Source organism: Micromonospora sp. KC721, assembly GCF_004348355.1.
In the GTDB taxonomy this organism is placed as follows: Bacteria; Actinomycetota; Actinomycetes; order Mycobacteriales; family Micromonosporaceae; genus Micromonospora.
Genome location: NZ_SMJY01000054.1, coordinates 16,633 through 29,807 on the forward strand (window position 1 = coordinate 16,633; position 13,175 = coordinate 29,807).

Annotated in this window: 14 protein-coding genes; 6 read left to right on the plus strand and 8 right to left on the minus strand. The window is 70.6% G+C overall.

The features are described 5' to 3' along the window. Positions 1–13 precede the first annotated feature (13 nt). The 3 genes from E1182_RS12345 to E1182_RS12355 form a co-directional block, all read right to left on the minus strand. Positions 14–1,051, minus strand: coding sequence for a hypothetical protein (locus tag E1182_RS12345; protein WP_132264246.1), 1,038 nt, complete (start codon positions 1,049–1,051; stop codon positions 14–16). Then, positions 1,051–1,320 carry a hypothetical protein gene (locus tag E1182_RS12350; RefSeq protein WP_132264248.1) on the minus strand — a complete coding sequence of 90 codons (270 nt, stop codon included), beginning with the start codon at positions 1,318–1,320 and terminating at the stop codon, positions 1,051–1,053. Before E1182_RS12350 ends, E1182_RS12345 begins: the two co-directional genes overlap by 1 nt. 302 nt (positions 1,321–1,622) lie before the next feature. Further along, positions 1,623–2,375, minus strand: a complete 753-nt coding sequence (locus E1182_RS12355; protein WP_132264250.1) for a GbsR/MarR family transcriptional regulator — start codon at positions 2,373–2,375, stop codon at positions 1,623–1,625. Positions 2,376–2,603: 228 nt separating this feature from the next. Between E1182_RS12355 and E1182_RS12360 the strand changes: the two genes are divergently transcribed. Together E1182_RS12360 and E1182_RS12365 are read left to right on the plus strand one after the other, a co-directional pair. After that, positions 2,604–3,272, plus strand: a complete 669-nt coding sequence (locus E1182_RS12360) for a DUF4097 family beta strand repeat-containing protein (RefSeq protein ID WP_132264252.1) — start codon at positions 2,604–2,606, stop codon at positions 3,270–3,272. A gap of 66 nt (positions 3,273–3,338) precedes the next feature. Next, positions 3,339–4,160: an alpha/beta fold hydrolase gene (locus tag E1182_RS12365; RefSeq protein WP_132264254.1), complete on the plus strand. Its 822-nt coding sequence runs from the start codon at positions 3,339–3,341 to the stop codon at positions 4,158–4,160. Positions 4,161–4,312: 152 nt separating this feature from the next. Here E1182_RS12365 and E1182_RS12370 read toward each other — a convergent pair whose 3' ends face one another. Beyond that, entirely contained in the window at positions 4,313–4,699 is a 387-nt protein-coding gene (locus tag E1182_RS12370) for a hypothetical protein (protein ID WP_132264256.1), read from the minus strand. Between the two features lie 194 nt (positions 4,700–4,893). Then, a complete protein-coding gene (locus E1182_RS12375) occupies positions 4,894–5,244 on the minus strand; it encodes a helix-turn-helix domain-containing protein (protein WP_132264258.1) in 351 nt (116 codons plus the stop codon). A gap of 53 nt (positions 5,245–5,297) precedes the next feature. Between E1182_RS12375 and E1182_RS12380 the strand changes: the two genes are divergently transcribed. After that, a complete protein-coding gene (locus E1182_RS12380) occupies positions 5,298–6,182 on the plus strand; it encodes an NAD(P)-dependent oxidoreductase (RefSeq protein WP_132264260.1) in 885 nt (294 codons plus the stop codon). Positions 6,183–6,295: 113 nt separating this feature from the next. Here E1182_RS12380 and E1182_RS12385 read toward each other — a convergent pair whose 3' ends face one another. Then, positions 6,296–7,213, minus strand: a complete 918-nt coding sequence (locus E1182_RS12385; protein WP_132264262.1) for a LysR family transcriptional regulator — start codon at positions 7,211–7,213, stop codon at positions 6,296–6,298. Between the two features lie 70 nt (positions 7,214–7,283). Between E1182_RS12385 and E1182_RS12390 the strand changes: the two genes are divergently transcribed. The 3 genes from E1182_RS12390 (at position 7,284) to E1182_RS12400 (ending at position 9,828) form a co-directional block, all read left to right on the plus strand. Continuing rightward, complete coding sequence (locus tag E1182_RS12390; RefSeq protein ID WP_132264264.1) at positions 7,284–8,174, plus strand: dihydrodipicolinate synthase family protein; 891 nt, start codon at positions 7,284–7,286, stop codon at positions 8,172–8,174. 23 nt (positions 8,175–8,197) lie between these two features. Next, positions 8,198–8,380, plus strand: coding sequence for a hypothetical protein (locus E1182_RS31670; protein WP_207921374.1), 183 nt, complete (start codon positions 8,198–8,200; stop codon positions 8,378–8,380). 434 nt (positions 8,381–8,814) lie between these two features. Continuing rightward, entirely contained in the window at positions 8,815–9,828 is a 1,014-nt protein-coding gene (locus tag E1182_RS12400) for a LacI family DNA-binding transcriptional regulator (RefSeq protein WP_132264266.1), read from the plus strand. Positions 9,829–10,002: 174 nt separating this feature from the next. Here E1182_RS12400 and E1182_RS12405 read toward each other — a convergent pair whose 3' ends face one another. After that, on the minus strand, positions 10,003–11,319 hold the full coding sequence (locus E1182_RS12405; protein WP_165942595.1) for an MFS transporter: 1,317 nt from the start codon (positions 11,317–11,319) through the stop codon (positions 10,003–10,005). Positions 11,320–11,480: 161 nt separating this feature from the next. After that, entirely contained in the window at positions 11,481–12,827 is a 1,347-nt protein-coding gene (locus tag E1182_RS12410) for a ferric reductase-like transmembrane domain-containing protein (RefSeq protein ID WP_207921375.1), read from the minus strand. Between the last annotated feature and the right edge of the window lie 348 nt (positions 12,828–13,175).

Below are 13,175 nucleotides of genomic sequence, written 5' to 3' on the forward strand. Positions count from 1 at the left end.
GCATAGGGCGAGGTCAGGCGTACGGCCGGGTGGCGTACGCGGCCCGCAGCCCGGCCAGCCCGGCCGCCTTGGGCGACAGGGTGCCCCAACTGGAGTTGAAGTAGTTCGTCTGCACGACGCGCGGCCCCCGCTCGGCGTTGAGCCGGGCGATGGCCGCCGGCACGGTCGCGATCCAGGCTGCCTGGTCGGGGATCTCGGCCACCCGCACCCCCCACTCCGCGACGATCACCGGGCGGGACAGCGCCACCGGGCCGAGGTCGGCGACCGCCCAGTCCCGGGTACGACGGAACCGGGCCAGCGCGGTGTGGCTGGGATCGGTGGCGTAGACGTTCCACTGGAGGAAGTCCAGCTTCGCCATCAGCGATTCCGGGTGGGTACGCCGGAAGGCGGCCCGGTCGAAGCCACCCGCGCCGACGGAGAAGGTGGTGCCGGCCGGCAGCTGACGGGACCGGAACCAGTCCACGATGTACGCCATCGCCCGCACGGCGCGACCGTCCGAGTCCGCCCAGTCGTAGGTCACGCCCGACTCCCATGTGCCGAACTCGTGGTCGGTGTCCAACTCGGAGGCGAGTTGGAAGTTCACCGGAAAGCCGAGCGTCCGGTACTGCGACAGGACCCGGGCGAGCAGTCCGTCGCAGCGGCCGGCGAGGATCTGCCCGTACCCGTACGCCTTCGGCCACACCGTCCCCGGACGCTGCTGGATGGTCATCGCGGGCGCCGGGACGGTGTGGTTGACCCCGTCGACCGTGAACATCTGCGGACCGCTGTCCGGGGCGCCGTAGTGCTTCAACTCCAGCACGACGTTGACCGCGAACCCGTTGCGACCGAGGGTGAGCAGCCACGGCTTGTTCCAGCCGGGCAGGACGTGGCTGTCGGCGAGGCTGCGGTACTGGGTGAGCGAACGGAAGTTGCCGCCGGCCAGGTCCGCCGTCGGGTCGCCGTTGCCGGCCAGGTAGTAGCCGCCCAGTACGGGCGGGGCGATCGTGTAGTCGGCGGTGGCGGCCGCGGTGCGTCCGCCGTGGTCGCGCACGGTGACGGTGACCCGGGGCATCACGCCACCGCCCGGTAGACGGCCACCGACCCGTTGTCGGAGAGCTTCGTCCAGACCCGTCCGGAGTCGTCGGTGACGGCGACGGTGAGCGGGTCGATGACGGCGGTGACGCTGACCGGAGCGCTGCGGTTGCCCTGGGAGTCGGTCACCACGACGGTGACGGTGACGGGCCGGGTGTCCGGGTCGCCGTAGGTGACGGTGAGCGTCATCGGGTCGCCGGGCGAGTAGGTCGAGGCGTTGAGGCTGGCGGCAACGGTGGGAGCGGCCATTTCCGCCCCCTCCTTCCTGGCTCGCACGCGCGGCGGTGACCGCGCGTGCCCGGTCGGCCGCCCGTGGCGGACTGCGCCGTACGGCGTCGACCGGAGGTGGGGTGACGTCCTTGTCCTGACGTTGGCGGGCGGCGTCCGGCGGCGGCACGCGGCCGCCGCCGGGCCGGAGGGATGCGACGTGGCCCGCCAACGCAGCCTCTCCACCTGCCTCCACCATGCGCCGGTCGGGCGTCGGGGCCTGTCGTTGATCCGTCTGTCGGCCTGTCACCCACCCGGTTGCGAGCAGGCCGGGTTGGGTGCTCTCACCTGCCGGGGCCGGGCTTTTGATCCGGACGTGGCGCGGGTGCCGTGCTCGTGTGGAGGATGTCGCGAGCCTGTTCCGCGGCGCGGGTGATGCTCTCGGCGACGAAATCGACGAAACGGGCGATGTTCTCCAGGCGGAGCGCGGCCGGGGTGTCGGAGCCGAGGATGGCGACGCCCTGCCGGGCGGTTTCGGCGAGTTGGGCGTTCAATCGGGCGGCGGCGACCATCGACTGGTACCAGACGTCGTCGTCGACCAGGTAGCGGTCGCGGCGGCGTTCGTCGCGTTCCCGGCGGATGAGGCCCTGGGTCTCCAGGAACGCCACCGCTTTGGAAACCGACGCCGGGCTGACCTGCAGGCGCTGAACGAGTTCGGCGGCGGTGAGGCTGCCCGCGTCGGTGGTGAACAGGCAGGTCAGCACCCGGGACATCATCTTGGGCACGCCCTGCTGCATGAGCAGGGTGGTGAACGTCTCCTCGTACTCACGCACGGCCTCAAGGTCGCGTCCGGGAGCCTGCTCGGATAGCTGCGGCCCACGGACGACGGGCTGCCTGCGTCGTCGGGCGCGGCGTTCGGTGGCACGGTGGGCCAGGTCGGCACGGTAGGCGGTGGGGCCGCCGTTGCGCATCACCTCACGGGTGATCGTCGAGGTGGGGCGGTCGAGGCGCCTGGCGATCTCCGCGTAGGCGAGCCCGTCGGCCAGCCCGAGCGCGATCTGCTGGCGTTCCTGCTGGGTGAGTCTGCCTCCCGGCACCACGATCTCCCTCCGCGCTTACCTGACGTCCCAGGTTAGCGTTCACTCCACCTCCAATGCAACGCCCACCCGCACTGGCATTGCATTGAAATCAAACCCGTTGCAACGATTTTCGACTGTTTACCTGCCGAAACATCTTTCATACGCAACAAGCTCGTTGCCGATATCTAGAACGCAACGTAGCGTTTCCGCTGTCAGAAACAACAGGCACAACAGGAGGAGAGCACGATGTCGACGTTCGCCACCCCCACCCCGATCTCCGTCGACCTGGACATCCCCGCCGGGCGCGTGCAGTTCATCGCCGCCGACCGCGCCGACACGACCGTCGAGGTCCTGCCCGTCGACGCCACCAAGGGCCGCGACGTGAAGGCGGCGCAGCAGACCAGGGTCGAATACGGCGACGGCGTCCTGCGGATCCAGGCCCCGGCGGCGAAGAACCAGTACTTCGGCCCCTCCGGATCCATCGAGGTCACGGTTCAGCTGCCGGCGGGTTCCCGAGTCGAGGCGAAGTCGTCCTGCGCCGAGTTCCGGGGCGTCGGACGCTTCGGCGACGTCGCCTTCGGAGGCGCGCAGGGCGCGATCAAGATCGACGAGGCCGCGAGCGTACGGGTCACCACCGCCGCCGGCGACGTCACGATCGGCCGCCTGGACGGCCCCGCCGAGATCAGCACCGCGAAGGGCGACATCCGCATCCACGAGGCCCGGCGCGGCGCGGTCGTCCTGCGCACCCAGATGGGTGACGTGTCGATCCGCGCCGCCCACGGCGTGTCCGCCTCCCTGGACGCCGGCACCGGCTACGGCCGGATCCACAACGCACTCAGCAACACCGCCGGTGTCGCCGACCTGACCATCCACGCCACCACCGGCCACGGCGACATCGACGCCCGCAGCCGGTAGGAGCACCGCCACCTACCGCGACCTGACCGTCCACCGTTCCTCATCCACCCCGCAGAGAGGGAAACCATGACCAACACGCGATCCGGCTGGACCGGCCTGGTGCCGGTCGACGACACGGCCCTGGCCGTCACCGACACCGGCGGTTCCGGTATCCCCGTGGTCTACCTCAACGGCCAGTTCGGCGTTCAGTGGCAGTGGCGGCGGGTCATCACCGAACTGGGGACCGGGTGGCGGCACATCACCTACGACGAGCGGGCTCGCGGCAAATCGAAGGGTTCGGCGGACTACTCCTTCGCTGCCGCCGTCCGGGATGTCGACGCCGTTCTCGCGGCCAGGGGGGTGAGCCGGGCGCTGCTGGTCGGCTGGTCGTACGGAGCGTACGTCGCGGCGCACTGGGCCAGCCGCAATCCGGACCGGACCCTGGGTGCCGTCCTGGTCGACGGCGCGTTCCCGTACGACTGGCTCGACGAGGCCATGGAACAGCGGATCCGGAAACTGTTCCGGCGGATGGGCTGGTTCTGGCCGCTGCTGCGCCCGCTGCGCCTGGCCCCACGGATGACCGCCGCACAGCAGGCGAACAGCAACATCGAGATCGGCGTGATCTCCCGCGAACGCGAGTTGGGCCCCGTGCTGGACGACATCGCCGTGCCGACGCGGTACGTGGTCGCCTCGGGGACGTCCTTCGGCAGCCGCGGTGACGAGCAGGAACGCATCCGCACCAGCCTCGATGCGGTGACCGCCCGCAACCCCGACATCCGGGTCAGCGCGAAGGTCGCCAGCAACCACGGCGCGATCCTGCGCAAGGACTTCCGCGCCATCGCCGAGGCCGTACGCGAGGTGGCGACCCTCGACCGCACGGGTCACCGAGCGGCATGGCCAGCGGACTGACGATCACAGGCCGCTGACCATTGCGGTGTCACTGACCGCCTCGCCGACCTGTGTGGACGGCGCCGCGCGGCATCCAGGCCAGCGGCCACGCCGAGCTCGGTGAGCTCGGCGTGGCCGTGTTACCGGGTACCGCCTGTGCACGGCGGTATGGGTCAGGCCGGTCGGCAGGCCGACGAGATGGCGCTGACGACGATGGTCCCGATGGCCGTGCCGACCAGGACCAGCACCGCCCCGATGACCCACAGTCCGCTGCTGTCGGTGGCTGCGGCATTGCCGGACCAGGCGGCGGTGAAGGCCACCGTCATCACCGGGGCCACCAGCCACGGGCGCATCCGGCGGCCGGCGACGGCGGCGACCAGGGCCAGGGTGAGCACGGCGCCGGCCACCTGCCAGACCGAGTACGGGCCGGTGGTCGAGCCGGTCGCGGGGTCGGTGCGGTAGCCGGTGTTCCAGCCCAGCCAGGCCGCCCAGGTGGCGACGGTGACGGCCCCCAGCAGCACGCCGCCGAGCACCGTACGCGTACGAGTCGTGTCATTCACGCCACCATCCTCATCGTCGGCGGCCGGTGCGGCATGAGCTCCGTACTCACCTGCGCCGCGACGCGGATCGGGGTGGGGCGACGAACTCGGGTAGCCACTTTTTTGTGGGTACTTGGCGGCGCCCGACGCTCCGGCGAGGCTGTCCTGGACGGCGGGTCACCCGAACCCCCGCCGGCACGGGGAGGTAGCGATGTTCAGGATGCCTGTTCGGCCTCGGCGAGAGTCGCCAGCCGGCGGTAGCCCCAGTCGGAGAGGGGCGCCAGCGCCTCGGAGAGGTCGCGGCCGAACGGGGTGAGGGAGTATTCCGTCTTCAACGGCAGCCCGTGGTGCACCTCCCGGTGCACCAGCCCGTCGGCTTCCATCTCGCGCAACGCCTGAGTCAGCACCTTCTCGGTGAGGCCCGGCAGTTGCCGGCGCAGTTGTCCGGGGCGCTGCGGCCCGGATTCCAGCAGCCAGAGCAGAGTGGGCTTCCACTTGCCGTCGATGACGGCGATCGCGGCGACCACCCCGCAGACGTTGGGATCCCGGGCACGGCTGCGCACCATGGTCGTTCCTGTTCGCTCTGTTCGCTCTCCTTGGGATCCTAGTAGGAGTTCGCATGTCCTCGTACCCCGACAAGTCTGTCACCGTGCTGGGCCTCGGACCGATGGGGCGGTCCCTGGCCGGCGCGTTCCTCGACGCCGGCCTGCGCACCACGGTCTGGAACCGCACCCCCGGCCGGGACCGCCAGTTGGTCGAGCGCGGCGCGGTCGGCGCCCGGTCGGCCGAGGAGGCGGTGGCCGCCAGTGACCTGACCGTGGTCTGCGTGGTGAACTACGACGCGGTGGACGCGATCCTGCGCCGCGACGCCGTCCGCGACGCCCTGCGGGGACACACGGTGGTGAACCTGACCGCCGACACTCCCGACCGGGCCCGGGACAGCGCGCACTGGGCGGCCCGGCACGGCATCCGATACCTGGACGGCGCGATCATGACGCCGACCACCACCATCGGTACGCCCGAGGCGGTGTTCGTCCACAGCGGCCCGGAAGACCTCTACGAGAAGCACCGACCGGTGCTGGACGCGCTGGGCGGCACCCATACCCACCTGGGCGAGGAGATCGGCCGGGCAGCCGCGTACGACATCGCCCTGCTCGACATTTTCTGGACCGCGATGGCGGGCTATGTGCACGCGCTGGCCGTGGCGAAGGCCGAGGGCATCCCCGCGCGGGAACTGGCCCCCTTCGCCAAGGGCATCGGCTCGATCCTCCCCCCGATCTTCGAGGAGTTGGCTGAGGACGTGGAGAAGGGCAACTTCTCCGGCGAGGACAACCCGATAACCTCGGCGGCGTCGTCCATGGCCCACATCGTGCACACCTCCGAGGCACACGGCATCGACGCGGGTGTGATGCGGCCTGCCGAGGGCATGGCCCGCCGTGCCATCGGGCTGGGCCACGCAACGGACGGGTTCACCCGGATCGTCGAGGTCCTCGGCCGCCGCTGAGTCGGGAGACCACGGGGAAACCGCCCGGACGTGCCTGCGAAGGCCGGCCAGCGGGCTGAATCACCCCCGCCGGACGGCGGCCCGCGCTTCGGTCGGCTCAGTGCTCGGCCGGGTCACCGTCCCTGGCCGGCTGCCGGTTCGCGGGTGAGTGTGGCGGCGGCGCGCAGCGCCACCACGCAGGCGGCCACGGCGGGATGCGCGCCGGCGCCCTGCCGGTACGCGACCCGGGTACGTCGTCGGATGGTCAGGGGCACGAGGCGGATCCCGGTGGGTGGTTGCCCGGCGGCGAGTTGGGGCACCAGCCCGACACCCTGGCCGGCGGCGACCAGGGCGAGCATGGCGGCGAAGTCGTCCGCGTGATGGCGCACGTTCGGCCGGAAGCCGGCCAGCTCACACGCGTGCAGGGCTACCGAGTGGCACAGCGTACCCGGACTGCCTACGATCCAGTCCGCGTCGCGTACCGAGTGCAGGGGATCACCCACAGCGTCGGGTGCCGTGCCGGCGGGCAGCGCGAGGAACACCGTCTCGTCCAGCAGCGGCGTGGAGTCCAGCGCCGGGTCCGACTCGACCGGCACGATGTCGTAGTCGTGTACGAGGGCCACGTCGAGGCGACGCTCGCGCAGTGCGTCGGGGACCGCGACCGGGTCCAGTTCGGTGACCATCAGGTCGAGCGCGGGATGGTCGCGCGCCAGCGCGACCAGGGCCGGTAGCAGCAGGGTACGCACGGCGCTGGGGTACGCGCCGATGCGTACCGTGCCGGAGAGTCCACCACGGGCGGCGGCAAGGGCCGCGTCGGCCGCTTCCAGGGCGGCGAGGACCACCTCGGTGTGACCGACCAGCGCCTTCCCGGTAGCGGTGAGGGTGACTCGGCGGCCGGCGCGTTCCAGGAGGGCGACGCCGACCTCGCGTTGTAGGGCGGCGAGTTGCTGGGAGACGGCGGAGGGCGTGTAGGTGTGCGCCTCGGCGACGGCGGCGATGGTGCCGAGCCGGGCCAGGTCCCGCAGCAGGCGCAGACGGCGAACGTCAAGCATCAGCTCAGCTTATGTGTTCGTTGAGCAATCGGAACTGGTCCTTCACGGTGTGCGGTCGCAGGCTGGAGGCATGACACCCACCGGGCTGTACGTACCCCTGATCACGCCGTTCGACGAGGGTGGTGAGGTCGCCGTCGACGCGCTGGCCGCCCTCGCCCACGAGACGCTCGATGCCGGCGCAGCCGGCCTGGTCGCGTTGGGCACCACCGCCGAACCGCACGCGCTCACCGACCGCGAGCGGCGGACGGTGGTCGACGCCGTCGCCGCGGCCTGCCGGGAGCACCGGGCGGGGCTCCTGGTCGGCGCGCACACCATCGACGACCTGCAAGCTCTCGCCGAACGGTCCGAGGTGACGGCGGCACTCTGTCTGGTCCCGCCGTTCCTGCGTCCCGGCGAGGAGGCGGTGCTCGCCCACTACGGCCGGCTGGCCGAGGCGTCTCCCGTACCGCTGGTCGCCTACCACGTCCCGTATCGCACCGGACAGCAACTCTCCGCGGCGGCGCTGCGTCGCCTCGCACGGCTTCCCGGACTGACGGGGATCAAGTACGCCGTCGGCGGCATCGACGCCGACACCCTCGCCTTCCTCGCCGACCTGCCGCCGGACTTCGCCGTGCTCACCGGTGACGACGCGTACCTCTCGCCGCTGCTCGCCCTCGGCGCGCACGGCGGCATCCTCGCCTCCGCGCACATCGCCACCGCCGACTACGCCGCGCTGGTCCGGGCCTGGCGGTCCGGCGACGTCGACCGGGCCCGGCCGCTCGGCCACCGGCTCGCCTCCCTGTCGGCCGCGTTGTTCGCCGAGCCCAACCCGTCCGTGATCAAGGCGGTGTTGCACGCCCGGGGACGCATCCCGACGCCGATGGTCCGCCCACCGCTGTTGCCCGCCACGGCGCACGCCCTGGCGTGCGTGGACGAGTTGGCCGGCGGTCTGGTCGACCAGGTGGGACCATCGCCCTGCTGATCACCGATCAGCCTGCCCGGCTGATGACCGGCGCGGTCGCCGGAGCACTGGCAGAATGGCGACTACTCCGCACCTTGTTGCCGCACACCGCCGCCGGCTGTGTCCCCGCGGTGGCGAAGGAGCACGAGTGGTTGCCCCGGCTGGCGCCGGCGCTGCCGGCGGCCGTGCCACCGGTCCTGGCCCTGGGCGCCCAGGGCCGCTCGTGATCGGCGAAGCGCTCAGCACCCCGTTCGGTGCGGTTGACCGTGGTGGCGAGGAGAGTGGAGTCGAGGGCGGTCACCCTTGGCCCGGCCGATGAACGGTAGGTCTCGCCTCCGGTTGCCGATCCACCGCCACCACCAGGCAGGTCGTTGCCGCGGGTGAGCGTCCGGTACGACCGGGGCGTCCGGCAGCGCGGACCAGACGTCGGCCCGGGACTGCCAGTCGTCGAACACCGCGCGGAACAACAGGTGGGTCTCGGCTGAGCGGGTACGCCTGACGGAAGCCACGACATTTTCTCCAGACATGGGTCGGGGGCCGGGGCGGCCACCCGAGCTGTTCCCGTTAACGGTAACGTGACCGCTAACGGAAGCTTCTCGCACCGAGCCCTCGTCGTCAACCCGAAAGCCGGAACGGGAGCGGTCATGGTTGAGTAGGGGGCGTGGTGGAGAAGAACGGGACGGTGCCGGCACCCGCCGGCAGACGGGTCACACTCAGGGACGTCGCCCGGGTGGCGGGCGTTTCGCACCAGACCGTCTCGCGGGCGATCAACGGCAAGGGAGAGATCGACCCGGAAACCCAGCGGCGGGTGCTCGACGTCGCGCGGGAACTGCGCTACCGGCCCAGCCGGTTCGGCCGCGGGCTGGTCCGGCCCGACGTGGTGACCATCGGCCTGATCGTCTCGGACGTGGTCAACCCGTTCTTCCCGGAGTTCATCGCCGGAGTCATCGAAGCGGCGGGTGGCCGGGACTGGCAGGTCGTCGTCGCCAGCACGGAGAACGACCGACTTCGCGAGTTGACACTGCTGCGGTCACTCGGCCGGCAGGTCGACGCGCTCGTCGGCTACCTCAGCCACACCGACGAGGAACTGGAGCCGTACGTCGCGGGTGTGCCGCTGGTCATCGTCGACCGAGGGCAGGACTCGGCGGCGTACGCACTCGTGCGGGTGGACACCGAGGCGGGTGTCCGGGCAGGGCTGGAGCACCTGATCGAGCGGGGGCACCGGCGCATCGGCATGATCGACTGTTTCTCCGCCTGCGATCCGGTGGTACGGCGCCAGACATTCCTCGACGTCGCCCAGGCCCACCGGCTGCCGGTCGACGAGGGATGGATCGTCCTCGGTGAGCAGACGACAGCCGGCGGCGGCACGGCGTTCGAAGCGCTGCGCGCCGCACACCCCGACGTGACGGCGGTGCTCGCCTTCAACGACCTGGTCGCGATCGGCGCGTTCCAGGCGGCCCGCCGGCTCGGCGTCGCCGTGCCGGCGGAGTGCGCGCTGGTCGGCTTCGACGGTCTGAGCGTCGGAGAGCTGATCGATCCGCCGCTGACCACGATTCACCTCGACAAACGGCGGCTCGGCGAACTCGCCGTACACCAGGTGGACCAACTCCTGGCCGGCGAGCTGCCACCACCGGCGCTACTCAGCCCCCGTCTGGTGGTACGCGGCACGACGTGAGCCCGTCCGTACCTCACCGAGGCGGCAGCGAGGACACCGCCGGCGAGCCGAACAACCGGAACAGCCACTCCGGGCCGAGGTAGAGGGTGCTGCCCGTGACCAGGCCCGCGGCCACGTCCAGGGGTATCCCGCGCTGACCGGCGGCCCGTGACGCCGCCGGATGCGAACGACCCGTCAACGCGCCGGCCGACCGGCGGGCGTTTGACCCGCCGCGGGCTTCGCTTGCAGCCGTCGAATCATGAAAGCGCCGACGATGACGGCGATGCCGGCCAGCAGCATGACCACGATCATGGGTACGACCGAGCCGTCGGCCGCGCCGACCAGGGCGAGGGCGGGTATCGGCAGGAGCCCGCCGATCAGCACGCTGAGGGTGAGGGCCACGGCGAGGCCGAGGTAGCGCACCTCGACGGGGAACAGGTCAGCGGTCAGCGCCGGTGCCACCCCCGTGACGATTGCTTGGGGCACGACACCGACCAGCATGGCCGTGAACAGCGCCGGCGCGGACCCGGTCTCGACCAGGAGGTACGAGGGTGCCGCCCAGAGGGTCCACCAGATACCCGCGATTATGATCATCCGTATCCGGTTCGCACGGTCGCCGTAGTAGGCCGCGACGGTGGCGATGACCGTCAGCGCGATCGCGGTCAGCAGCAGCGCCCACTGCACGGTCGTGGTGCGCAGCTCTGGCACGAAGTTCTTCGTGTAGGCGAGCAGGCTGGTCAGGAACGCGTAGAAAAAGGTGGACGGGCCGATCCAGATCAGAATGGCGCCGAGCAGCGGGCGGCCCCACCCACGGAACAACGTACGCAGTCGACCGGCAGCGCGTTCCCGGCGGATCCGGCTCTCCGCGGCGACGAACTCGGGTGTCTCCGCCAGTCGGGTACGAAGCACCAGCCCGAAGACCAGGAGCACCGCGCTGAACAAAAACGGGATTCGCCACCCCCAGCTCTGGAAGGTCTCCGCCCCGACCACCGTGGTGACCAGCAGCAGTGACACCGAGACGATCAGGAATCCGACGGTGACCCCTATGTAGGCGAAGGCGCCGAAGAAGTTGCGCCGATTCGGCGGCGCGTATTCGACGCCGACCAGCACCGCGCCGGGAATCTCGCCCCCGACGGACAGGCCCTGAACAAGACGCAACACGACCAGCAGGATCGGCGCGGTGACACCGATCGCCGCGTAGGTCGGCAGCAGGCCGACGCCGATGGTGGCTGCGCCCATCAGCGTCAGCGAGGTGATCAGCGCCGGCCGTCGACCGAGCCGGTCGCCGATCCGACCGAACAGCACGGCACCCAGTGGTCGGACGAGGAACGCGACCGCGTGGCTCGACACCGCCGCCAGGGTGCCCAACCAGGGATGGAAGGCGGGGAAGAAGATCGGACCGAAGACGGTCGCCGCGACGAACCCGTAGAGAAAGTACTCGTACGTCTCGAACGCGGTGCCGGCCATCGCGGCGTACGCCACCTGTCTGGGCTTCAAGGTGGATTCGGTCATCTCGTGCCCTCCCATACGGCTCGCGCCGTCTTCCCGGAAGGGGCGCCGACAAACCAGACAGGAGGACGCGGCTGATCGTCGAGGGCCGCGACGGCTGCCGAGGGCGGGCCTCGCATCGCTCACCGAACCGCCGTGGGTGCGAAGTCGGGCCGCAGTACGGATCACACCCCCAGGCGGAACGCCTCGATGTGCCGCTGGCGGGCCGGCACGCCCAACGCGCGCAGGCTGCGTTGCACGGTGGTGGCCATCGCAGCCGGGCCGCACAGATAGACGTCACGTTCGGCGATGTCCGGCACCAGGTCGCGCAGGCTTTCCGGGCTCAACGGCTGGTTGCCGTCGGTGGTACGGCCGGTCAGCAGGTGCAAGCGGGCTCCCCGGGCCTGCGCCAGATCGCGCAGCTCGTCGATCAGCACCGCGTCGGCGGGCGTCCGCGCCCGGTAGAGGACCACGATGTCACCGGTCAGGTCCGGGTCCTCCAGCAGTGCCCGGATCGGTGTGATGCCGATGCCTCCGGCGATCAGCAACGCGTTCTCCCGGGTGCGGCCGGCGGTGGTGAGCGCGCCGTACGGGCCTTCCACGTAGACCCGGGCGCCCACCGGCAGCTGCCGCAGCCCGGCACTGGTGGAACCGATCGCCTTCGCGGTCAGCCGCAGGGTGCGGCCGTCCGGTGCCGCCGAGAGCGACCACGGGTTGACCTGCCACCAGGGGTTGTGACCGGGGAACCGCCACCAAAAGAACTGGCCCGGCCGGGCCCGCAGCAGGTCGAGCTGGTTGCCGGCCACGTGCACGGAGACGGCCTCGTCGGTTTCCGGGACCACGGCGACGACCCGCAGCCGGTGACGTGCGTTGCGCACCAGTGGCACGATCAGCCGGTTGACGAGTAGCGAACCGATCGCGAACGCCCACAGCCCCCACCAGTACGTCCTGGTGAGAGTGCTGGAGGCAAACGCGGTGCCCTCGTAGACCTGGTGGATCACCGACAGCACGATCACCACGTACACCACCAGATGGGTGGCGTGCCATGCCTCGTAGGACATCCGGCGACGGGCCATCCGCAGCGAGGTGAACGCCATGACGCCGACCAGGACGGCGGCGATCATGCCGAGCAGCACGGGCATGTACGCGGCCAGCTTGACTATCTCCGCGAGGAGCGCGATCCGCTCGAGCTGTACGTAGCCGAGCACCACGAAGGTCGGATGCAGCACCACCAGCCAGAAGATCGTGAACCCGGTCCAGCGGTGCCAGTGGGTGAGCTTGTCCATGCCGATCCGCCGCTCCAGGAACGGCACGCGCCCGATCAGCAGCAGCTGCATCGCCATCGCGAATCCCAGATGCAGGCCGAGGAAACGACCGATCGAGATCAGGGTGTTGGGAGCCGGCCTGCTCGGGTTGGCGAACATCACCTCGACGACCATCAGGTTGACCAGGAGAAATAGCCAAAGCAACAGATAGGCGGCTCGGGCCTGGCCAATGCGGCGGCGCCCCTGCGGCGGAGCTGCGGTGTACATCGCGAACCTTCCTGCAACCGCCCACGCAGGGGCCGACGAAAGAGTTCGTCAAGGACCTGATGGGGCAACTCGCGGCGGGGAGACCGGCGCCCGCGTCCGGTGGATCATGCCAGGCCGCGGTGCAATCCGGGAAGACCTAGGGGTCAGCTTCGCCGAGGTCGCCGGATCTGGCGCGACTGGGACGGTGAACCTCACCGGGTCGAGACGCTACGGTCTCCACCGGCCCGCAGGTAGAGACCAAGATCCGCAGTGCTAAAGATCCACAACGACACGGCAATGCCCCCGCCCGAAACGGACGAGGGCACCTCGAAGGAGTCACCGGTTCGCACGATGGTACGGGTCGTGGGG